Origin of the sequence: Spirosoma endophyticum (genome assembly GCF_900112365.1) — a bacterium.
Taxonomy (GTDB): Bacteria; Bacteroidota; Bacteroidia; order Cytophagales; family Spirosomataceae; genus Spirosoma; species Spirosoma endophyticum.
In genome coordinates this window covers 66917-89552 of the sequence record NZ_FOLQ01000021.1, presented here as the reverse complement: position 1 = coordinate 89552, position 22636 = coordinate 66917, and the positions used below count along the sequence as shown (strand labels likewise).

25 protein-coding genes are annotated in these 22636 nt (G+C 47.6%); 15 read left to right on the top strand and 10 right to left on the bottom strand.

The features are described from left to right. Window positions 1-46: 46 nt before the first annotated feature. Window positions 47-178 (bottom strand): hypothetical protein, encoded by a 132-nt coding sequence (locus BM202_RS38825; RefSeq protein ID WP_262507727.1) that lies wholly within the window; start codon window positions 176-178, stop codon window positions 47-49. A 423-nt stretch (window positions 179-601) separates the two neighbouring features. Between BM202_RS38825 and BM202_RS30070 the strand changes: the two genes are divergently transcribed. Both BM202_RS30070 and BM202_RS30060 read left to right on the top strand, forming a co-directional pair. Continuing rightward, window positions 602-1075 carry an RNA polymerase sigma factor gene (locus BM202_RS30070; RefSeq protein ID WP_177236737.1) on the top strand — a complete coding sequence of 158 codons (474 nt, stop codon included), beginning with the start codon at window positions 602-604 and terminating at the stop codon, window positions 1073-1075. Between the two features lie 1550 nt (window positions 1076-2625). Then, window positions 2626-2832: a hypothetical protein gene (locus BM202_RS30060; protein WP_093833212.1), complete on the top strand. Its 207-nt coding sequence runs from the start codon at window positions 2626-2628 to the stop codon at window positions 2830-2832. Between the two features lie 522 nt (window positions 2833-3354). Here BM202_RS30060 and BM202_RS38445 read toward each other — a convergent pair. Further along, window positions 3355-3438, bottom strand: a complete 84-nt coding sequence (locus BM202_RS38445) for a hypothetical protein (protein WP_245776847.1) — start codon at window positions 3436-3438, stop codon at window positions 3355-3357. Between the two features lie 133 nt (window positions 3439-3571). On the opposite strand from BM202_RS38445, the gene BM202_RS30050 reads away from it, so the two are divergent. Further along, entirely contained in the window at window positions 3572-3877 is a 306-nt protein-coding gene (locus BM202_RS30050) for a hypothetical protein (protein ID WP_093833210.1), read from the top strand. A 44-nt stretch (window positions 3878-3921) separates the two neighbouring features. After that, window positions 3922-4332, top strand: a complete 411-nt coding sequence (locus BM202_RS30045; RefSeq protein ID WP_093833208.1) for a response regulator — start codon at window positions 3922-3924, stop codon at window positions 4330-4332. Window positions 4333-4735: 403 nt separating this feature from the next. On the opposite strand, the gene BM202_RS30040 is transcribed toward BM202_RS30045, so the two are convergent. Together BM202_RS30040 and BM202_RS30035 are read right to left on the bottom strand one after the other, a co-directional pair. Further along, window positions 4736-5212, bottom strand: a complete 477-nt coding sequence (locus tag BM202_RS30040) for a response regulator (protein ID WP_093833206.1) — start codon at window positions 5210-5212, stop codon at window positions 4736-4738. A gap of 123 nt (window positions 5213-5335) precedes the next feature. Then, the gene (locus BM202_RS30035; RefSeq protein WP_093833204.1) at window positions 5336-5671 is read right to left on the bottom strand and encodes a LytR/AlgR family response regulator transcription factor; all 336 of its coding nucleotides are present in this window, start codon (window positions 5669-5671) and stop codon (window positions 5336-5338) included. A 298-nt stretch (window positions 5672-5969) separates the two neighbouring features. On the opposite strand from BM202_RS30035, the gene BM202_RS30030 reads away from it, so the two are divergent. Both BM202_RS30030 and BM202_RS30025 read left to right on the top strand, forming a co-directional pair. Continuing rightward, window positions 5970-6194 carry a hypothetical protein gene (locus BM202_RS30030; protein ID WP_093833202.1) on the top strand — a complete coding sequence of 75 codons (225 nt, stop codon included), beginning with the start codon at window positions 5970-5972 and terminating at the stop codon, window positions 6192-6194. Window positions 6195-6604: 410 nt separating this feature from the next. Beyond that, a complete protein-coding gene (locus BM202_RS30025; RefSeq protein WP_093833200.1) occupies window positions 6605-7699 on the top strand; it encodes an IS110 family RNA-guided transposase in 1095 nt (364 codons plus the stop codon). A 110-nt stretch (window positions 7700-7809) separates the two neighbouring features. On the opposite strand, the gene BM202_RS30020 is transcribed toward BM202_RS30025, so the two are convergent. Then, complete coding sequence (locus tag BM202_RS30020) at window positions 7810-8211, bottom strand: hypothetical protein (protein ID WP_093833199.1); 402 nt, start codon at window positions 8209-8211, stop codon at window positions 7810-7812. 592 nt (window positions 8212-8803) lie between these two features. Between BM202_RS30020 and BM202_RS30015 the strand changes: the two genes are divergently transcribed. The 5 genes from BM202_RS30015 (at window position 8804) to BM202_RS29995 (ending at window position 12540) form a co-directional block, all read left to right on the top strand. Next, entirely contained in the window at window positions 8804-9070 is a 267-nt protein-coding gene (locus BM202_RS30015) for a YtxH domain-containing protein (RefSeq protein WP_093833197.1), read from the top strand. Window positions 9071-9468: 398 nt separating this feature from the next. After that, a complete protein-coding gene (locus tag BM202_RS30010; RefSeq protein WP_093833195.1) occupies window positions 9469-9921 on the top strand; it encodes a YsnF/AvaK domain-containing protein in 453 nt (150 codons plus the stop codon). A gap of 69 nt (window positions 9922-9990) precedes the next feature. Further along, a complete protein-coding gene (locus BM202_RS30005) occupies window positions 9991-10905 on the top strand; it encodes a YsnF/AvaK domain-containing protein (protein WP_093833193.1) in 915 nt (304 codons plus the stop codon). 86 nt (window positions 10906-10991) lie between these two features. Continuing rightward, a complete protein-coding gene (locus tag BM202_RS30000) occupies window positions 10992-11243 on the top strand; it encodes a hypothetical protein (RefSeq protein WP_093833191.1) in 252 nt (83 codons plus the stop codon). 70 nt (window positions 11244-11313) lie between these two features. Beyond that, window positions 11314-12540: an OmpA family protein gene (locus BM202_RS29995; protein ID WP_093833189.1), complete on the top strand. Its 1227-nt coding sequence runs from the start codon at window positions 11314-11316 to the stop codon at window positions 12538-12540. A 19-nt stretch (window positions 12541-12559) separates the two neighbouring features. Here BM202_RS29995 and BM202_RS38820 read toward each other — a convergent pair whose 3' ends face one another. Then, window positions 12560-12691, bottom strand: coding sequence for a hypothetical protein (locus BM202_RS38820; RefSeq protein WP_262507725.1), 132 nt, complete (start codon window positions 12689-12691; stop codon window positions 12560-12562). On the opposite strand from BM202_RS38820, the gene BM202_RS29990 reads away from it, so the two are divergent. From BM202_RS29990 to BM202_RS29980, 3 genes are all read left to right on the top strand, one after another. Beyond that, window positions 12690-12953: a hypothetical protein gene (locus tag BM202_RS29990; RefSeq protein ID WP_093833187.1), complete on the top strand. Its 264-nt coding sequence runs from the start codon at window positions 12690-12692 to the stop codon at window positions 12951-12953. The two genes, BM202_RS38820 and BM202_RS29990, sit on opposite strands and share 2 nt — an antisense overlap. A gap of 270 nt (window positions 12954-13223) precedes the next feature. Next, window positions 13224-13664 carry a hypothetical protein gene (locus BM202_RS29985; RefSeq protein ID WP_093833185.1) on the top strand — a complete coding sequence of 147 codons (441 nt, stop codon included), beginning with the start codon at window positions 13224-13226 and terminating at the stop codon, window positions 13662-13664. Between the two features lie 134 nt (window positions 13665-13798). Then, window positions 13799-14740, top strand: coding sequence for a YihY/virulence factor BrkB family protein (locus tag BM202_RS29980; RefSeq protein WP_093833183.1), 942 nt, complete (start codon window positions 13799-13801; stop codon window positions 14738-14740). Between the two features lie 744 nt (window positions 14741-15484). Here the strand turns inward: BM202_RS29980 and BM202_RS29975 are convergent. Continuing rightward, window positions 15485-15835 carry a hypothetical protein gene (locus BM202_RS29975; protein WP_093833181.1) on the bottom strand — a complete coding sequence of 117 codons (351 nt, stop codon included), beginning with the start codon at window positions 15833-15835 and terminating at the stop codon, window positions 15485-15487. A 579-nt stretch (window positions 15836-16414) separates the two neighbouring features. Next, window positions 16415-20584: a hybrid sensor histidine kinase/response regulator gene (locus tag BM202_RS29970; RefSeq protein ID WP_245776842.1), complete on the bottom strand. Its 4170-nt coding sequence runs from the start codon at window positions 20582-20584 to the stop codon at window positions 16415-16417. 681 nt (window positions 20585-21265) lie between these two features. On the opposite strand from BM202_RS29970, the gene BM202_RS29965 reads away from it, so the two are divergent. Continuing rightward, window positions 21266-21592, top strand: a complete 327-nt coding sequence (locus BM202_RS29965; RefSeq protein WP_177236736.1) for a hypothetical protein — start codon at window positions 21266-21268, stop codon at window positions 21590-21592. A 119-nt stretch (window positions 21593-21711) separates the two neighbouring features. On the opposite strand, the gene BM202_RS29960 is transcribed toward BM202_RS29965, so the two are convergent. Further along, window positions 21712-22044: a hypothetical protein gene (locus BM202_RS29960; RefSeq protein ID WP_093833177.1), complete on the bottom strand. Its 333-nt coding sequence runs from the start codon at window positions 22042-22044 to the stop codon at window positions 21712-21714. A 231-nt stretch (window positions 22045-22275) separates the two neighbouring features. Then, a complete protein-coding gene (locus tag BM202_RS29955) occupies window positions 22276-22533 on the bottom strand; it encodes a hypothetical protein (RefSeq protein WP_093833175.1) in 258 nt (85 codons plus the stop codon). Window positions 22534-22636 lie beyond the last annotated feature (103 nt).

The window sequence follows — 22636 nt, the reverse complement described above, 5'->3', positions numbered from 1 at the left end:
CCGAGCGAAAAACTAATTACCCAACAGTTCCCGATTGCTCCTCCCCTTACAATTCCCCAATTCCAAGCGCCCGGATCAACTCCTCCGGCACGTCAACTAAGGGCCATTGTTGCTCTTTGGCCAACTCTATTTCAATCAGCAGCATCGTCTTTCCCTCCCCTTTAGTGGGATTTGGCACCAGTTTATCTGGACCACCTACTAGCTAAGCAAGGTAGTCGGCTCATATTCATCCGGCCCCACGGTTTCGGGCTGACTGTATACAAATTGAGAAGGGGTATTGACTCTACTATTTGGGTGAATCGGGATGCTGAACGGGCAATCAGGCCCCGTACAGAAAAGGTCTCGGATGTAGTAGTGCCTGGAAAAGGGCTTGGTTGCTACTAACTCAAGATGGATAATCTCTCAGTCGAATCCTCAGACTCCCAAGCCATCTATTTTTGGCGAAAAAGCCGTTAAAAGCAATCTAGGTAGAAAGCAGTTTCGTACATATCCCTGTTACCTCTATGGTAAAAATAGAGAATAGCAAGTTACTTAAGGAGTGCTCTTGCTCGGCATATAGTAAGTAATGTACTCTTCGCCTACTCACGTTAAACATAAATCATTGGCTCGTACCTTAACGCCCTCTAACCGGCCCTATAATGAACCCGCTATAGTGGCCCTGCTTAAAGAGGGAGATCAGCAGGCATTTGAGGAGCTTTATCACCGGTTTGCGCCAACTTTACTGAGGAAGCTGATGCACCTCATATCCGATAAGCAACAGGCAGAAGACTTGCTTCAGGATAGCTTTGTCAGTATTTGGCTCAACTTTCATCAATTCGATCCGACTAAAGGACGCTTATTCACCTGGATGGCTCGAATCGTCCTGAATAAGGCGTTGACGCATGTAAAATCTGCAAAATTATCCCCTGAATCGTTGGAGAATTTATCCTTAGAAGAACTAGGGAAGGGTACGCCCTCTTACTACTGGATTGGTCTTGATCACTGGATACGATCAACCCTAGCGCCCCACCAGCGTCAATTAATACAGTTAATGTACTATCAGGGCTATACCTATCAAGAGGCTTCAGACGAATAAGGCTTGCCGGTGGGGACCGTCAAGACCCGAGTTCGGCAGGCGTTACAGCGACTACGAAGATCTGAGACAGCGATGGAAGTTAGACGGGGATAAGCCTGTAGTCGGATCGGCAAAGTACGGCCCTCGAAATACGTTTCCCCTGCTTGTTGACTATTCCGCAGCAATCCTCGCTGTATTGAGACTAGAACTCGCTGTATGGCTCGTTCATTTATTTAGCAGGGTGCTATTGGTAGTTCGTTTAGTCCCGTTTGTATTTTTCTTAATACGTTGCACCTCCCCTAGCAGTACCTCAGTCCTCAACTCAAGTGCCGCCCGTCTTTTATCAACCGTTTCCTTTCTGCGCACTATTCCTTCAATATTATTCAGGATATGTTCTATCTTCTTCCATGCTTCTACTGTTAACCTTAGTTTATTTACAACAGGCTTAACCGTAGGGGCTTCAACCAATCAGCTGAGTGCTTCTGTTCGTTAATAACCATTCGCAGTAAGTCCATAAGTACCAGGGTTTGGAAATTGCCTCCATAAACATTGGGCTCAACAAAAAGTCTACATCACGACAAAACGCTACCTGGGATAGGGTAGCGTTTTTGTTAGCTGCACGTATTCTCGCTATACCTTATGCGAATCGTTATGTATATCAATCCCTAGCTTAATTAGTTTGTCCTGCATTTTTTCGTCCATTTCCGTTAGGCAAGATTCGACCACCAAAAGCACGTACTCCGTTAGAAGTTCACTAAACCTCTGCCTGTCACTTTCCATCAACACCTGTTCTGTAGGTTCATAAGATACGCCTATAATATCATATGATGAAAAAAGCCCGACGAGTATTGACGGGCTTCATTTTACCTTTGACCTAGTATAGCTTCCCATTCGCTCTGTAGCAATTTCAGAGGTCTGTGCATGGGCTCTCCGTCGAAAGCGTCAACGGGTAACGATAGGGGACTATGGGGATATTCTGAAAGCCTTACACTGATTAATCGCAGGCCATAAGCAACTAATTCGGAAAGCACGTCAAAACAGGCTTCTACATCGTCTCCACCGAAACTACATTCCTGGTACTCTCCATGCAGGTTATAACAGGAAAAATTTAATAGTACCATATGGGCAGTGATCTACGATAGACACCATGCCCATTTAAAAGCAGAAGAAGCCCGAAGGACTTAAGTTTAAAAGTAATTAGCTAACGGTTACTCGCGTTTTACTATTTACCCTTTGTTGAAGTAGTCTTATGTTGAGGTTTTATACCCCACCAATTTTAATCTAGACACGGATGAGCCGGAAGTATGAGTTACGGGGAGGTCTTGTTTGCCAGAGCGCACGGCTGTGACCAAGATTTGCCCTGTTAGGGCCGGGTGCTCAACGACTCATCGGTACTCTATTCAGTGGGAGCTGGGTTAACGGCTTGGACAAATCGCTCAAGGAAATCCTTTTTACCTCGGCTAAAACCGATTACTTTTGTGCCATAAATAGATCAATACATTTAATAGGACACCCCTAGAAGATAACCCTCCTATACTAGTGATATAATGACACCATGAGGGATACTTAATATGGCACGCTCTAACCCTTTGTTTACTGAACTACTCGAGCAGTATATTTTTTCGGTGGCCAATACCCTTATTGAACACGTCCCGAAAGAAACCCAGGATGGGCTTATTGCTCCCCTGAAGCAGATTGAACCGGTATCACTACCTCCTGGTCTACTCCTACCTGACAAAAGCGATCTGGATAAGCCTTCCCCAAACAACCTCAATTAGCGCGGTAAGGCTGATGGGCTGACTGCCACCGAGCGGTCTTGCCGCTGACCTCCAGTATGACTACCTAATAGGATTGGTTCCTACAGCACGTCTGGCTTGCGCCTGCTGCGTCAACCGCGTTAAAATTACGGTATGAGCCGCCAGCTTCTGATATCCCTGCTGGGTGGGGACTGGGTGAGCATCGCCACCACCAGCGTAAGCAGTTGGTGGCGCGAAGGCTGAGCGGGGGGATTTTCTGCCCGCAGGTCGGGCGGATTTACTTCTTCCCTGGCCTGGCTCAGTAATTGATTATAAACCCCAAAAACAAAGCAGCCGCCGTTAGCCAGTCCGCCACGATCTGTTCAGGCTTATGCGAGTCAGTGCCCAATAATGTAGCCTTCATTTCACCTGTAATAATACACTGTCAAGTGTACACCGGGGCAGGGAAAAAAGCTACCTGCCAGGTTATTATTTGACGAAATTAACTATTGGGCAACTTACCTGGACGCAGTTTTTGAGCCCGTTGCGCTTCGGTCGTATTCGCTACCAGTGGACGGCTCCCCCATACCCTCGAATCGTCAGCCGATCGTCGGCGGTCCCCTGCCGGGTTAAATAACTGGCTACCACTTTAGCCCGCTGTTTAGACAGGGCCTGGTTTAGGAGCTTATCCTAGTCCGGTCCCTAACATTACGGATTAGTAAAATCGCGATAGCCCTACAGCGCGGTTACATAGCCAACCAGATAGAGAGGCACTTACGCTATGGTAAAGAAAAATAAGCAAGTCGAACTAAAGCTCCTGTTCAATTACCAGCTCAAAGAGCGGAATCAACACCTGACCTTGGAGTTGAAGGCTTATTACCGTTTACGCTGCCAGCATAAAATGGAACAGGATCTACTGGTCTTGGATTGGCAGGCCACCAAGTCTAGCCGAGATCTACTGACCAGCCAACAGGCTCAGGAATGGCGTGAGCTAAAGCAGCAGTGTACAGACAAGCGAGCTGATCTTTTGCAGCAACACAGTAAAGAAAAGGCGCTTCTTGATCGTCGTTTAGATCTAACACATTAAAACAACGTAGGAATCTCTGGGCTAAATATGTACCACACTCAACAATGAACGATACTAAACCCTGGGTTGATTTACTCGACGAGGATGAGGACGATTATTTATTCTGGCAGTATGGGTTCAATTCATGGGGTTCCCACTTAGACTTGCGCTGGTTTACCTCAGTTCACGCTTTTCTATCCGAAGCGGCTCTGGGCAAAACCAATCCAGTAGCACTGGTGCTGGATGGCGTCGTGCCAAGGGGGGAAGAAACCAAGTGGTTAAGTACCATGCTGCTCCATCCGAGTTGTCAGCAGGCTTGTCTGACTATGCTTTCGGCTCAGATCGAAGAACTACCGCACGAACGCTATATGCGGATTGGTGCAACTGATCATTTAATCAAGCCCGTCAGTTCGAACGATTTAAACGTATTGATCTCAACGGTAGTTGGCCATATCGAAGCTCACCAGCAACACTAATCAGACGGTCGGCCCCAAATAGCCCCTTCCAAAATGAATCATAGCTTTAAGTAATCGCTTCCGAATCGACAGGAATTCAGGGTTGCGGGTAGGTATCGAACCTGCGTCAGCCAAGTGCCTATACAGCCAGAACCTAGAAGATGCTGGCTACTGCTAACACAAACCTATGAGAAGGCATTCTTCATTGCCTGCTCGAAAATTACTATTTCTGGGTGAATCAGAGAAGTAAAAAAATTGTGAAGTCCCAATACAATCAGCGAAGCGCTTTGTTTACTCCAAACTATTGGTCTGAAACAAGAATGCCCCTCCTCCTGAGGGGCAATACCAACCAAGTAAGCTAGAAAATTTATGGGATACCTCGGAGATGAATGTTTGTTCAGCCACTTAAATCTATTGACCAGGCTTACAGGCCATAACTCATTGGGGGTAGCGTAACCGTTTCCCACCAGTAAGCGCGTAGTTCCCCAAAATAAGTAAGCCACTCCGCAAAGTCTACAGGCTTGACTAAGTAGGCCGATGTGCCCAGGCTATATGATTTTATAATATCGGCCTGCATAGGGGCAGAACTGTGGATAATAATAGGAATCAGGCTTACGATACTGGGCATCGCTTTTACTTTTTGTAGAAATTGCCAGCCAGCCTCCTTACCGGGCAGATACAGATCCAGCAAAATCAGTTTGGGTAGTTCCCACTCCTGATGATGCCATTCTTCCAACAAACTCATCACTGCCGGAAGGGAGGAAACCCGCCTAAGTGTGACCTCGCCTAAGCATTGCTGCCATGCTTGGTCCATAAGTACCCATTGATCCTCATCATCTTCTACAATCAACACCTTAGCATTACGAAAATTAGCTTGGACAGCCGTTACTGACTTGCTCATCAATAGCACTAAGATTAGTATATACGTTCAAACTGGATAATAACCTTATTTGATTGCAATCGCTGGGGGGTCCTAAATCATCCCAGTCAAAATCGAATCAGTCGTAGCCGGGAGTGAAACGAATTAGTCGCTGGTCGAAGTCATCAAATGACCAAGCCGGGCCGCCGTTACCTGAAGATAAGCCCGGGAAACCGGGAGGACTTTCTGATTGGCTAGTTCCACCCAGCCCGATCGGCCTTTCTGTTGGACAAATTTTTGGATATGCAGGGTGTTGATAATCGTTGACCGATGAATGCGTACTAAACCCGGGTAGTGTTCGAACGTATGGAGGGGTTGAGTCAACATTATGGCCTTCTCCTTCTGTCGGTGTAATCGCGTGTAGCCAGCCTGGCCCTCCAGCCAGAGAATGGATTGCATAGGGATTGGGTTGGGGTAGCCCGGCAATTGTATGGTTTCCATGATGAACGTTGAGGTACGCGCTTATATACGGGGGCCAACGATCCTGAGTTTTTTGTAAGCTAATAACGGCCAGGGAACAGGTGAGTCAGCAGAACGAATCAACCCCATACATTTCATGGGGAAGGGCTTTAAGAAGATTAGCTACAAGTATAGGCTAGACACCTCGACGGGCACACCTACCGGGGGTTGGCCACTTTAGATTTAAGTTGCCATACCCTCCTATTTTCGACTGAAAAGGTGAGGAATTATACCGATTTTCTTAACCAATTAATTTTACCGTAATCAACTGGTTATCCTCATGATTGCCCCTTTTTTAACCGCACTATTCCTACAGGGAGCCTGTCCTAAATTTAGCTATTCGTTATCAGCCCACTTAGCCAATTTTGATTTGCTGAATCGGGTCGTCGCCCAGGGCCATAGCTTATTGAAGGCTTACGTCCTGGAAGATGCAATTCGCACCGACCTGCCCCTAGCCCCCTTCGATGGACTTCAGGCCTCGACAGCGATTTGTGCCTTAGAATGAGGAATGGCAAGCTCTCCAAAGCCGACCGGTTAGCCCTCTCCCCCTCTATCAACAGGAGTTAATCGATCTGACCCGCCGACGCATAAATCAGTAAGATTTCACCTGTACGTCGTCAACCAAAAGTGGACAGCGGCGGACGGTCCGAGGCACATATCTTTGTTTTGATTTGAGGTTGTCAGAAAAAGTGCAATTTTTGAGTAAGACCTGACAGGGGTTACCAGTACCTCGGGTCCGCGGCTGAGACGGGGAATAGCCCGATCTTGAACTCGCTGGCTGCGCTGGTACCCTTGTCCCTTTCCAACAAGCTCCGACAGTACCCATAGACGCAGTTTGTCACTGTGATCTGCCATCGATGTGCCAGAGTCAGGAAAGTAGTCAGGTTCATGTTTCACTTTTTATCCCCTTTGTTTATGACATCTTTCCTGCGCTATTGTGTTGGGCTGGACATCAGCAAAGACACGCTTCAAGCTTGTTTGTCGGTCATTGATCAAACTGGACGGGTGAGCGTTAAAGCCACTACTAAAGTGGTCAACAAGCCCGTTGGTTTTGCTAGTCTACTGACCTGGGTGAGCCGCCATCGTAAGTTAGATTTATCCCTAATTTACCTGATGGAATCTACCGGCGTCTACCACGAAGCGGTGGCTTGGTATTTACATCAGCAGGATCAATCGGTCAGTATTCTATTGCCTAACAAGGCAAAGCATTATCTCAAAAGCTTAGGCTACAAATCAAAAAACGACAAAATCGACGTTCAGGGTTTGTCCCGGATGGGTCTGGAACAGCAACTGCCGCTGTGGAGCCCACTTTCTAAAAACCTGTACGCCTTGCGGCTGTTGACCCGTCAGCATCAACGACTACAGGAACTCAAAACTCAGTCCACCAATCAGCAGCATGCCCTGGAATATAGTGTTTTTGACAGCCGCTTCATTGACAAACAGTTAACCAAGTTGGTGTCCGTCTACGAGGCACAGATAGATGCGTTGGAAACGGCTATCAAAGAACTCATTGACGAAGATCCTATTCTCAAACCTCGTATTGAGCGGCTGATTGCCATCAAAGGGCTCGCTTTACTTTCGGTAGCCGTACTGGTGGCTGAAACCAACGGTTTTGAAGGCTTTACCAACCAGCGCCATTTAGTCAGCTATGCGGGATATGACGTCGTAGAGAATCAGTCGGGTAACCACTCGGGCAAAACCCGAATCTCTAAAAAGGGCAATAGCCGTCTACGTCGTATTCTACATATGCCTGCTTTTAACGCCGTTCGGTTCAATGAACCTACTTGCAAAGCCCTTTATGATCGGGTCTATGAACGAACTCATATCAAGATGAAAGCCTACGTGGCTGTTCAGAAGCGATTGCTTTTGATGGCCTACGCCTTATGGCGTCATGAGGTCAAGTATGACCCTGAGTATTTAGCAAACCGAGCCGAGAAGGACAAAAAAATAGTCCCGACCAGCGGGACTACACAGGATCAAGTGGCCGAAGCCGAGTTGTCCTACTTGTAGTCCAAAGATAAAAAAAATCCTATCTCAAAATTTGCTTTTCACGACAGTACCAACGGTTGATCGCTGAAATAGCCATTTGAGGCCGCTAAGCTAATTAAGTTGGACAACCCTTATAAATTACTACTTAGATAGGTCTTATTTCCATTTTTGTTGATGTAATATTTTGCCCCGCGTGCCCCCGTGTAAATCAATTCTCCATTCGGGCCATGCTGTGTTTTATCAACCGGTGATTTATAATCGGCAGGCGTAGCTTTTTGAGTCTTAAAGGTCGTTTTTGCTTGGGGTTCATTCGTCTGAGCTATTGTTTGATTAGACTGGGTAGATGGTGGCGAGGCTAAAGTAGCATCCCCACCCATCGCTTTAGTCGACTTTTTATATGCTTTAGCCGCCCGGGCCTTTATGAGCCGGTCATTGACGGACATTTTCTGAGCAGAAGGTTCGGTTTGGGCAAGCACATGGCCCGGGAGGAACAAACCCAGCAGCAAGCCCAGGAGTATCAATGTCTTTTTCATTCGGAACAGAGAATTTACGGAACAGTTTATTTCGTTGGTCTTTATGGGTTGGTGGGCAAAAGTAGAATCTAAATTGTATGGAGGCATTGTTTACGACTAAACCTCAGGTCAACTTGTTTAAAATAATCCGTTGGATGGACCGCAATACGAACCCCAAACTGGCACTAAGCAATTGTTGGTGAGCGGTGTTTACGGAATATTGTATAAAGTACTGAGGTCCTGATTAGGCCGCTAAGTGTACTATACGCTAAATGGTATCCAGGTGTGTCGGTCGCCTGGATAACGTACGCATACCATTGATCAACAACCAAATTAGAAAAATAGGTATAGAGCCTTAGAGTCAATTCTCTAAAGTTCAATCCTAGTTTAAACCTCGAATCCAGCTTTTCCGTTTAAAACTGCTGGTGTTTTTCCCGACGTCATCCACAATTCTGGGCAACAAATACCCCAAGTCGATATACCGACAGTCCGCACCGAGAACAGGTAATAATGCCTTTCCAGCACTTGGTCTATCTGTTTGGTCGAATTTCCTTGACTGGCATGATTCTGCTTCAGTCAAATCTGTAACCAATCATCAGTCAATCAATTTGTTATGAAACGCAATTGGTCAGGAATCTTAACGGGTGTGCTCACGGGATTAGCGATTGGCTATCTTACTGCGCCTGAATCAGGTAAGAAAAATCGCAAAAAACTGGGTGATGCTTTAGAGGAACGCACGGGCGGGTTCATGCAAGAAATAAAAGACCAATGGAATAAGACGGTAGCCCTGGCAGAAGAGGTCTTAACGAACGTCAAAGACGAGGCCGGTATCTTTGCCCATAAAGCGCAGGACACAGTAGATACCTCTAAAAAGAAGTGACATCTGTCTATCCAAAAGCTGACCTAAAAGAGAGTACCAACGATCAAGTAGATGAGTTGGCCGCTGGGGTTAAATCGGACATCAACCAGGCTAAAGATGCCTTGACGACTACCTAAATACGTTCTGACGGTTCGCCCGCACCGGCCGACCGGCTGCGATTACTCAACGCACTCAAAAGAGCCCCTGCCAACAGGTGGTTAGGGGCTCATGTTTTTTCTGAACGGCGAAAATGCGCTACCTGACATAGATAAGCCGACCCTTGGTCGTTGTCACAGCTAGGCAGGGACTCACAAGACGACGACAACAGGTATAAGTATCCGTTCAGGACCGTACGATAGACAAGCAGCTGAGCAACATTAACTAACGTATAGACACAACCGTTTATTCTTCCCACATAGATGAATCCTCTAGATGAATTTGGTCCATTGAGCAACGATCCGGTTTTATCGATACCCGCTCCCACAACGCCTGAAATCGTACGGGTTCCACTAATTGAAGAGCAATTACAGGTAAGCACCCGGACGGTTGAAACAGGCCGGGTGACGCTCACCAAAACCGTGCACGAAACCCAGGAAACCGTAACCATCCCCCTTCGTAAGGAGGAATTTACGGTCGAGAGGATGACGCTCAATCAGTACGTAGATGAACTGCCCGCTACCCGTCAGGAAGGGGATGCCACCATTTATCCGGTCGTCAAAGAAGTGCTGGTCATCCAAAAACGACTGCTGCTGGTGGAAGAAATCCGGGTGACCCGCCAGCAAACCCAAACCGAAGAAAGCCATACGGTCCCCCTGCGCCGGGAGGAGATCACCATCGAGCGAATGCCCTTAAACCCCGAACGTCCGGTCTGAACAGCAGACCTTCGTTAATAGATCAATTTTTAGTCTCAACGCAAACCCCAGTAAACCCCCAGACAAGTCATGGCAAACACAGTAATCGGCATTTTTGATAATGCCCCAGAAGCCCAGCAAGCCGTCGATCAGTTAATCAGCCAAGGCTTTAGCCGCGGCAACATTGATCTTTCAGCGGGTGTGAGCCGCGATAGCGCGGGCTCAAATGAGCTGATTCCGGATCGGCATGTCAATACCTCCGGCACCCGGACCGAAGAAATCGTTGATGATACCAAAGATGTTGGTAGCGGCATTGGCAGTTTCTTTAGTTCCCTGTTCGGGGGGGATGATGAGGAAGACACCCGGAAGTATGCCAACGTTGGTAGCCGGGGCTCCATTGTGACGGTGCATACCGATACGGATGAGCAGGCCGAACAGGCCGCTGACATCCTGGATGAAGCAGGGGCCGTAGACGTCAATGAGCGGGCGGCGACCTACGATAGTTTAACCACCGCACCGAGTGGCTCCATGGGCGCGGCTTTTATGGATACGCCAACCGTTGACCCAGCTAAGGTCACGGATAGCGACCAAACCATTAAAGTGATTGAGGAAAACCTGGCAGTCGGCAAGCGCACGGTCGAAACCGGTGGGGTTCGTTTGCGGAGCCGCATTGTGGCCAAACCCGTCGAAGAGAGTATTCGGCTCCGGGAAGAGCGGGTGACGGTGAACCGTACGCCGGTGAACCGTCCGGCTACAGCCGCTGACCTGAACGCCTTTCAGGATGGACAGATCGAACTGACCGAACACGCCGAAGTACCGGTGGTGTCCAAAACGGCAAACGTCGTGGAAGAAATCTCGGTCGGCAAAGACGTATCGGAACGCGAGGAAGTCATCCGCGATACGGTTCGTAAAACGGAAGTGGATGTCGAAAACCTGGGTACGACCGATTCCACCACGCGTTCCGCGGGGACGGACACGGATGAAGTAACGTACTCGACCAAATAAGGGGGTCTGTTTCCGCTGGTTGGGTGTTGCTATTCAGGCGTAAGCGTCCGCCAGCGGAAACAGTCACTATAAACATCACCCAGACGATGCGAAAAAAAATATCCGTTGCCGGGCCAGTCGAGGGGTTTACTTTTCCCTGTCGGGCTGTCCAGGATACCACCTGGGTGGCTGACCCGGCGAATCCGACAATGCCCCAAACGGGCCTGATTCGCCAAGGCGAAACCATCTGGCTTCAAACTGAACCCTTCGGCAGCGGCCCGGCCTGGCAGTTAGCTCGGTTGGCCAACCAGACGCTCTGTTTTGTGCAACCCCACCAGTTTGTGCCCATTGTTCCCTAAACAGCCGTCCTACCGCGAGATCGCTCACCCCTTCATCTTTAGTGTAGAACCATAACTCAACACGATTTCTATGACCCCTATCCTGCTTGACCACCTTCGGTCCGTTTTTACCCCGTCAGCCGTCAGTGAGTTGGCCCGAGCGTTGAATGAAACCAACGCGCCCACCCAAAAAGCCTTAGATGGCCTGATCCCCGCCGTGACGGCGGGGGTCATCAACCGGGTCTCCGATCAGGAAGGGGCCACCCAATTATATCAGTTGCTGAGCGACACGCCCTTTGCGACCGATCCCACCATCAATCAGCTAGTCGATACGGGGGATCATCGTCAAAAAGCTGCCGAGTCGGGCAATGCGCTCTTGAAGCAGCTCTATACCGACCGGCCTAACCGGTTGGCTGAAGCGACAGTTCAATACAGTAGAGTAAGTCTGGGTTCAGCCTTTACGCTGACAGGCCTGGTGATGTCGGTGTTAATGGGTTTCCTGCGCCAGCAGGTCACCACGCGAGGGCTGACCCAGCCCCAACTAACGGCCCTGCTACTGGGTGAGACCGAGCCGGTTCAAAGCGCTATTCCAGCCGCATTCGCCGGTGTAGTCGGCTGGTTACTTGGTACGCCTCGACCCGTCAGCCCTATACCCTTACGAACTGAACCGATCGCTCCCCCTCAGGGAGATGACCAACCCGCCAATAGGGGCTGGTGGCGTTGGGTGCTGGGCGTACTGGCTCTACTAGCCTTACTATTCTTATTACTTCGTGGATGTAATCGGGATAAAGAGTCGTCCACCGTCGAATCGAGTAGCAGCACGGCTACTGACTCGATCGCCCGTGATGTAGATGGCAATGGCCCCCAGGTCCGGGTCGGTATCGATCTGCCCGGTGGCCGTAAACTAAGCGTTGTTGAACATTCCTTCAATGACAACTTAGCGCGCTATCTAGCGACTAAAGGCAGTCAAACGCCTAGAGTGTTTACGTTCGATAACTTAACCTTTGAGACGGATTCGGCTCGCATTACAGCCCAGGCACGGCCGCACGTCGATGATCTGATCCAGATTATGCAGGCGTATCCAGCGCTGCAAATACGTATTGAGGGCAACACCGATAGTACTGGTGACGACGCTATCAATGATCCGTTATCCGGCGAGCGAGCCGAAAGGGTTAAACAGGCCCTGATCCAGGGCGGTATAGCCGCCAACCGGGTGACCACCCGGGAGCGGGGGGATACCAAGCCCGTAGCCAGCAACCAAACCCAAGCCGGTCGCCAGAAAAACCGGCGCATCGACGTCGTCATTACGAAGCGCTAACCCGGCAAATCCATTTCGATCAACCGGCCAGTGGGATTGATGGTTCGAATTTGTTCGCAATCCAAACCCGCAACTGACCATCCCAGCCACAGGCTACCGGCCTTGACCAGAGCCGGTAGCCTGAAATAGGTAGACCAACAAGTACAGTCATGGATATACCCTCCCAACGCATTCGGTATGCGCTTAAAGCCGGAAAGGAAATTGACGTGCTGGAACGGGGCACCGACCGGGTTATGACGGCGGTTGACCATCCCTACCTGGTTAGTCGCCCCGTCATTCCTGGATCAGAGGCAGACCGGTTGGCCACCCACAACCACCCACGAGACCCTAAAAAAGCGAGGTGCTATTATTACGCCGGGGAGCAAAAGGTTTACGCCGTATTCAATCTGGAAAACTTAATACCCCTGCCGTAAATTCTAGCGCGCCCTTCAGTCGCAGAAGCTACTGACCTGAATACCTTGCTACTTTCTAGTCAACCTGACCGTTAGCTCCGTTACGGCCTTATGAAGGCGCAATCCGTTGCTGTTTTATTTGGCGAAAAGCCATCCAGGTGACTTCCTGCTATACGATCATTGAGAGAAGCCACTGGATACGGGTGATACGTTCTAGTGCGCGCGATACGGACGAAAGGGGTGGTAAACCAAGCGGGATTAGAGCCTTGATTTTTTCAACCTATGTAGCCCATGAAATTTGAGGACCTAATTAACTACCACCTACGAGGTACCACCCTCGACTATACGTCAATTAAAGATTTTCTCAGCACGCCACCTCATTACTATCAGTGGGGTATACAGTATGAGATTGATCAACCGTCATTGACTCAGCTGAATGCGACTGATCTGTTTGAATTTTACCTGCGATTTTACCTAACGGGGCGTCACAAAACCCTTCAGGCTGTGCTGCGAGAAGTCCGTGAATTTGTTCACCAGGATGCCAATGCCGCCCCTTATTTCATCGGTTACTCGTTAGAGAACACACGTCAGCGTCTACTGATCCTGGAATGGTACGAACTGCTCCCCCGTTTAGAGACTGCCAAGGATCAGATTTCAGCATTGACACCACCTGAAACAGTTGACCAGCAACCACCTTGTATTATCCGCTTTCTGGACGAAACATATACATAGGCGTAGCCTACTAAGAAAAAGCTTTATTATACCCTACCCGATGACCCAGTACGCGTTTCAAACCAAATTCTTCTAAACGCTACCTAGTATCGATTGATCGATAACCAAAACAGACACAAAAATTCTCAACTGCCATGTTCGGTAAACTAATGACGCTGAATGCCTTACAGAAAACCCGTGTCTGGCTCTATGACCATCATCCTTTCCAGTCAAAGACAAACTGGTATGCCTTTCTCAAAAAGATGACCAGCAAAATTGCGGCGAACGAAACCAGCGAGCGGGCGGCTGCCGTGTCGTATAGTCTCATCCTAGCGGTGTTTCCCACGGTGATTTTCTTCTTTACCCTCATCCCCTATATCCCCCTGGACAACTTGCAGGCGCGCATCATGACCTTTTTGGGTCGACTCCTACCGGGTGATACGTTTCGATCCGTTGAGACTACGATTCTTGACATCATTAGCCGACCCCGGAGTGGGATCTTATCGCTGGGTTTCCTCTTAGCCTTGTATTCGGCGACCAGTGGGCTGGTAGCCCTGATGAATGCGTTTACGTCCTCCCATGAATCGGAAGATACCCGTGGATTTTTTAAAATCAGGGGGGTAGCGGTTGGGCTAACATTTACCCTCGCTTTTGCCTTGCTGCTGGCCGTCGTGGTCTTGCTCATCGGCGGGGTGGTTAGCAGCTACCTGCTGCGATTCGGTATCCTTAATAATCCCCTTATCGTGACACTGCTGTCTTTGGCTCGCTACGGAGTCGTATTTGGGGTTTTTGTCGGCGCCGTTACGGTAATCTATCGCTATGGACCGGACGTCAATATGAACTGGAAACTCATCTCCCCGGGTGCTGTGCTGGCCTCGGGGCTGATTGTACTAACGACCCTGGGTTTTTCCTATTACGTCTCTAATTTTGGCTCTTACAATAAACTCTATGGTTCAATTGGCACGCTGATCGCGCTAATGATCTGGATTAATCTGATTTCGTTGCTGCTTATCTTGGGTTTCGAAATGAATGTGGCGCTTTATAATCTGGAGGACGACAAAACGCCGAATGCAGTTGATAAAACAATCAGCAAATGACAATGGCCCAAGTGCACTTTCTCGAACAAGACCTATTGGGTCTGAACGGGTAAGACTACGTTTATAATGAATTGATCAGGCAATACCCTGACCACGGCTTACGTTTAGTCAGATTCGGAAATTTCGATCTAAAGCTGTTCGAATAAATCTCACGCTATCATGAAACACAACAAATTGCGAACTATCAAGAAATCGAAGATGGGTCAGCTACCTGGAGTGGTATCTGACGGTATGTTCTTTACTATGTACAAACAAACGATGTTAACTAATCCGTTTTGATTATCCTCATTTTAAAGTAAAATGATAGCATTTAAATGCCCAGCTGAAAGTCAACACAACCTAGATTCAGTGGCAAGATTTACTTCTCAAATTTCGGATCGAGGTAGACTAACGCCTGTGGGGGTCAGCCACCCACCTAGGAGTCAGTTCGGGGAAACATTCCTTTAAAACGGACCGAATGATTAACCAAGGGTCGGCATTATCCAGCACCACTAGAATCGACATTTCATCTCCTTTTTTTCGTTGAGCGTTTGTCCCTTGAAGCATCAAAACAGCCCTAAGAGTATATATGAAAATAGTTTCACATACGCGACTCTGGCTCAATTAGTTTGATTGTAAGGGAGAAATATGGAACTGGTACCAATACAAGCTCAGACTTTCTATTGGGTAGATAGAATCAAAAAGCCCATTTAAAACGTAAATGGGCTTTTTGATTCTATGCGTATCGAGGCTCCTTATGTTGCTTTAGCCAAAAGCGACAAGCAATTCGTTAACCCCATAATTTAAACGCCTGGTGGTTAATGGATCAAGGGGCATTACCTTAGCCAGGCAACTTTCCAACAGGCTGGGTAATATTACGTCTAAAAAGTGCATGAGTTGAGGCTGGCCATTCAGTTTTACCAGCTTTACCGAATTAAACCAACTCACATCAATCAGTTGAGCGGCTTTGTGGTTCGGGTGATGCGGATAACTAACAAAGGCGTGTTGTTGATCAGGGGTCAGGAAATGAACACAGACTGTTTGAGGGGTATCAGCAAATGTCGGGTATGTGTACTGGTAAAGACCGGGTAGAGGATAAGAAGATGATAGTCGCATAGAGGTTGTTCCAGTGATCTATGTCAAATATACTTATGTTCATGTAAGCAAAATTACTTATTTATTATTTGGTTATATACTACGAAAAGAACACATATATAGCGTACTTTTTGAAAGAGCAGTTATATAATGTTTCAGCAGTGAGGCCCGCTCCTTTGGCGAGAAATAGTTAACAAGTCAGCAGAAACGTAGCGATAGAAGCGCGGCTTGACCTGGTAAAATCTGAAATAGTTTGCCTTAAGAGTGTGGTATGCTGTAAATAGTTAAAAGTTATCACTACCAAAAATTCAACCTGAGCCTGTTCTAAAAATGGGTAGCCAAATCAGTAGGCGACTAGAGTATTTATACCAAAAAATACCCGATTCATCACTGATCGGGCATTTAGGCTTCTATCCACACCAGTAAGCATTGGGCTTACTTCGGCTATAATATAGGTCCAATAAACCCTAACGTCTTTAGATTAAAATATTTTAATCTAATTCGGTATTGGCTGTTAACAAGCCATCGTTTTCTGTTGCACAAATAGACAAACTGGCTACATAGTTGTACTATTGAGTACTATGAAAAACAAACCCTTTACTACGTTACAATAATCTTCGACTGACGGCTCAGGAGACTTACCTGTTGGATGGATTGAGTCAGTTGGTCAATTTGGAGAGGTTTTGATAAATACTCATTCATGCCTGCTTCCAGACAAATACTACGATCTTCCTGCATCGCGTTCGCCGTAAGCGCAATAATCCAGGGTTGGGCAATGGCTTGCTGGCGAATGAGCCGTGTCGCTTCCAGGCCATCCATCTCGGGCATTTGCACATCCATAAAAATTAAATCAAAACCCTCCGGCAGGCTTGTCAATACTTCCTTCCCATTACTGGCCACAGCGGGCGAATAGCCTAATTTATTGAGTAAGCGTACCAGCAGTTTTACATTAATCAGGTTATCTTCCGCCACCAGGATACGTAATGGATGATGCTGGGCAAAGTTCGGATTGTAAACTGACTCGGTACGGGCAGCAACCGGCAAAGCGGGTGACGGTTGTACTTTAAGCACTTGCTGAACTACCTGCGCTAATTGTTGCTGATGGACTGGCTTCGTTAAGATCGCCGAAAACAGGTTGGTATGCGCTTTTCGACTTTCATCCCCGACGGAACTTAGCAGGATAATGGGTAGCTGAGCCTTAATGGCTTTTAACCGATTAGCCAGCTCAATGCCATCCATGTGGGGCATTTGCCGGTCAGTGATGACCAAATCAAAGGACATACCCAATCCCATAAATTCCAACGCTTGCTGACCAGAACGGGCCACGATGGGTTTCAACTGCCACTGCTCGAGCTGCGCTTTAAGAATCACTCGATTCGTCTCGTTATCATCAACCAATAAGACCGTTTTCCCCTCGTTATCGCCCGCATGTAGATAAACATAGTGGCGTTTAGCTTGCTGACTGACCTGACTCATCAGGGTAAAGCGAAAGGAACTGCCCTTCCCCTCTTCACTCGTCACGTGAATGGTCCCGCCCATCAACTCGATTAGCCGTTGACTGATCACCAGACCCAGCCCCGTACCTCCGTATTGACGGGTATGGGAGGAGTCTACCTGGGAGAAGGCCTTGAAGAGTCGATCGAGTTTGTTAGCGGCAATCCCGATACCCGTATCACTGACCTCAAAGCCTAGCTCAATGGCCTGATCGGGTAACTCAGCGATCAGACGAACCCGAACAACAATTTCCCCCTGATGCGTAAACTTGATGGCGTTGCCGACCAGGTTGATCAATATCTGCCGCAACCGCAGCTTATCACTGATAATGTGCGTCGGCACCTGATGATCAAGCTGATAAATGAGATCCAATCCAATTTGAGCCGCCTTGCTGGCAAACATATCGAGCACTTCTTCAATACAATCCGTCAAATCAATGGGCTGTAACTCAAGTTCCAGGTGACCCGATTCGATCTTAGAGAAATCCAGAATATCGTTGATCACCCCCAGCAGGCTTTCCCCGCAGGTACGAATGGTATCCGTATAGTCACGCTGTTCAGGCGTTAGCTCCGTGTCTTCCAACAGGGCCGTCATCCCAATAACGCCATTCATGGGGGTGCGAATCTCGTGGCTCATAGTAGCCAAAAACACACTTTTGGCCTTGTTGGCCTGTTCCGCTTCCAGCCGGGCCTGTTGATGCTGACCCGATTGCCGTTCTAATTTTTCATTCAATAGCTGCAAATCAAGGGCTTGCTCCTGTAGTGCCTGTTTCTGCTGGGTGATGGCCAGTGTCCGCTCATGGACCAGGTTTTGCAGAACCCGTTGTTGTTGTTTAATCGTTTTGACCCGTAGTCGGTATAGTAAATAAAGGCCGGTTAACAGTAGGACGACGATCAAGGTCCTGAACCACCAGGTTTGCCAAAAAGGAGGAACGATATGAAGATTAACAAACGTGCCGGTTTGATTCCAGACGCCATCATTGTTGGAGGCTTTAACGCGAAATACATAATTGCCTGGGTCCAGGTTCGTATAGGTCGCCGTTCGTTTCTTCCCCGCATACGTCCAATCCTTATCAAAGCCCTCCAGCTTATAGGCGTATTGATTGTTAAGGGGAACCCGGTAATTCAGGGCGGCAAACTCGAAGGAAAGAACCGATTGCTGATGGGATAGCGTAATGTCGCGCGTCAGATAGATTGGTTTTTGAAGCAGAGATTGTTCATCTAATACCTTAATGGGTTTGTTAAAAATCTGAAATTCGGTAATGTATACCGGCGGAACAAACGGATTGTATCGCAGACTATCCGGATGAAAACTGTTGAAGCCATTTTGGCCCCCAAAGAAGAGGTACCCCTGCTGGTTCTTGAAACAGGCCTTCCGATTAAACGAACCTTCCTGTAAACCATCCGTGATATCAAAATTTCGACGCGCCTGGGTTGTCGGATTGAAAGCGGTCAGCCCTTTATTGGTACTAAGCCACAGCGTACCTTGTTTATCTTCCAGGATTCCCTGAATGACCTCGTTGGGCAGACCCTCCTGTTGGCCATAGGCCTTGAACGTTTGTGTGGGGCGGTCAAACTGATTTAACCCCCCATTGGTACCCACCCAGAGATGACCATCCGCACTTTCATACAAGATATTGACCAGGTTATTACTGAGGCTTTTGGGATTGTGACTGTCGTGTTTATACTGGGTAAATTTGTTTTGATGAAGCCGAAATACATTTACCCCCCCACCTTCCGTCCCCACCCAGATATTTCCCGTTACATCCTCCCAAAGGGTCAAAACGATTGGACAGTTCAGCGCACCCGGTTGATCGGCATTTGCCGGGTAATGAGTGAGCGAATCCCGGACAGGATCATACCGAAACAGACCCTCCTCAAAGGTACCCAGCCACATGGCCCCATCTCTTGCTTGTAGTATGGTACTCACGCTTAGCTGGTTAAGCTGTGGAATAGCCCGAAAGGAACCGCTGGCCCGATCAAATAAACTGAGTCCCCCTTTGAAATTACCAGTCCATATTCGTTTTTGCTTATCCTCATAGACGGCTAGTACATAGTTACTGCCAATACTGTTTTTTGACCCGGACGAATGGGCATAAACCGAGAAAACTCGTGCTCCCTTTTTTAACACATTTACCCCACCCCCATCCGTTCCCACCCACAAATCGCCTCGTTGATCTTCCCCGATAGCGAGTATATTGTTATTCGATAAGTTATTGCTAGTCTCCTGAAGGCGTTGATAGAGTTTGAATTTAGGGGCTGACGTATCGAGTTTATTCACCCCACCTGAATACGTGCCGACCCATATGATTCCCGTCTTATCCAAGTATATACTATAGATTGACCCATTATTTAGGCCATACCGATTGGCTTCATTGTAGGTAAAATAAGTGAATGAACCGTCGGGGTGGAGGACGTTAATACCACCGTTCCGAGTGCCAATCCAAAGATTATGCTGGCGGTCTTCGGCTAAAGTCACCACGTCATTATGCGTTAATTGCTGGGCCTGTTGGGGGGTATGTTGATACAGCGTAAAGGTAGCGGTGGCCGCATTAAACTGATTTAAGCCCCCCCCTTCGGTCCCAATCCAGAGTCGGTTCCGGGCATCCACAAAACACGTGTTAATCTTATCCTGGCTCAAGGAATGCCTATCGGTGGCATCATGTTGATAATGCCGGAATGTATGCCTCAAACGATCCAGCTGATTTAAGCCGCCCCCAGCCGTGCCAATCCATAACGACCCAGCTCGATCAAGGCAGATCGAACTAACCCGATTATGACTTAAGCTGGTTGGGTTCGTTGGTTGATGCCTGAAATGGGTAAACGTCTGCTGCTCCGGATTAAATCGATTTAAACCGCCCCCGTCGGTACCCACCCATAAGTAGCCTTGTTCATCCTGAGCAATGGCCATTACTTTATTGTGGCTGAGGCTATTATTCACCCCAGGGGTGTGTTTATAGTTGGTAAAGGTTTCGGTATTTGGGTTAAACAGGCTTAAGCCTCCCTCATCGGTCCCGATCCACAAGCGTCCCTGCTTATCCTCTAATAAGGTATGGATATAATTATGACTAAGGGAGGTCGTTTTTTGGGGATTATTTCGATACAGGGTGTAGGTATACCCGTCGAATTTATTTAGGCCGTCCTGGGTACCAAACCACATAAAGCCCCGCCTGTCTTGTAGAATACAGGTGACCGTATTCTGAGAGAGTCCCTGATTGATGGTTAAATGGGCGAATCGGACATGTTGATGCTGGGCGGGTAAAGACTGCCCCCACAAAAGCTCGAAAAATAGTAAACAAAGGAACCGGACTACCATCGGCATTATAAATCTCTCTAGATCATTATGTTTTTTTTAAATATAGTAACATTTAATATATTATTTTAATAATTAATAAATATTTCGGGTGTGTGGCATATCCCGTTGGCCAGGAACTATGTTTTTTTTAATATGATTTAACGGAAGCTCTATTTTTATCAGACGAAGAACAATCGATAATCAATACACTTGTTGAAACGTATGCCTTTAGGTTGTATTTTTTACAACCAATTAGACATTAAGGTAAGGCAACGGGCTTTGCCAGACCCAATCCGAAAAATTTTGGACTTACTCGCTCCTTACTAAACACTACTCTTTAGGGCGTGTTGTCTGCTTATAGTTGCTCTTCTTTCATATAAGTGCTGGTTATTGGCTGGTAGCTGAGTTGCTTAACTCTCAACCATGAAGCTTAACTGGCCTTTGCGTTTTGAAATCGGTACGCCCCTACGACTAGAACCAAAACCCTTTTCTAGTCCCCTTTTTCAGTCTGTGCATTCAGCCGATCCAGTTGCGTACGTCCCGTTATCCTTGACCGAGTTTACCAGCTTGATGGCTCGCTACAAACAAGCTGGTTTCGAATGGAACCAGCTCTGGCTACAAAGCCAACCCAGAAGCCTCTTTGAGGCTAAAACCCCTACCCCTATGATCGTTCGTAAAATTGTTGACCCTTTTGAATACGCGGAATGGACCGTTAGGGAGTGGACCATAAAATTTATGTTGTCCGATAAGCTGTTGACACACGCCCGTAAGCAGTCAACTCTGCCTAACTGGTATGAAGATCCGCTGGTCATAGCTACCTGGGAGGCTATAATTTCGATGTGCTTTTGTAGTGTCGAAAAGTATCACCAGAGCTTTCATATCTTACCCATGGTAGGTGATCGTCTGTTCAACGAAGACACAGGCTGGCGCATTCAAGATCGCTCGATTGATGGGGATACGATGACGATAACGTTTACGATGGATAGCTAGCTACTTCGACACGGTAAAGTTCGGCAGTCTATCGAAGTGCTTTCTGGGGAAGCCAGCTGTTGGCCACAACCACTCGCTTATAGGAGAATAGGCTGGTAGAACCAGCTAATCAGCCCCTTTTATTCTAGCCAGTCCTGATAGTCCAACAGTTCTTTTTTGGTGGCAAAGAACTTCTTTTGAAGTGGTAAAAGCTGAATATTGACATTGACTCTAGGCGATCCAGTATGCTCTTCCATTGGCTTTAGGCCGTAGATCGCACTGCTCACCACTAGCTCGTGCGTATCTGTACGCTGCCGAACAAAGAGCGTATTGGCCAGGCTGCCATCCAAAATAATTTGCATGATGGTGCCTTGGAAAAAGGGAAATTCATGAGTAAGCCCGAAAGGTTGGTCCACCCACACCGAATCCCCCACGGTAAAGGGGAGTTCAGTAGGTTTCAAGGTAAGTTTCATGCTGTAGCAGATAAGGTAAGTGACTTGATTGACAGCTTAGACTATAGAACAGAGGGCGGAGAAGGAATATAGGATCATTGATAAACGATTGGTTAACCGAATCACCATCAATTACGATCGTAAATATCTGAAAATAAAGTGTATATAAGAAGCCTCAGCCTGTGAATGGCTGAGGCTAAGTTCTTTACCGACTTAAGTCAATTAGACCTGTAAGGGTAAAATTCTTCACTCTTAAGCCAGCTTTTGGTTTAGAGCCTCGTTTTCTTGCCGATGACGATGGCGCATGGCAATCCGGATAGCCCGGTTCTGTCTGACTAATTGGTGAATCGTCTCTAGCTGACAAGTCGCCAGTATAGCCCGATCACGAACGTCAATTTCGTTTAGGTAGGCCTGTTTATGTTCGTCCTGGTGTTTGTCATCTAAGGCGATTCGAGCTTGTACTTCGGTAGTTAAATGGCCATTCCACTCGGTTAGATGCAGGAGATTCAAACGGTTTCGCTGTTCTTTTTTTCCTCATCAATCTCCATACCCTAACCTTACTCGCTTTTAGATAAAAAGGATATTTCAACCGTAAGAAACCAGTTTATCCCAT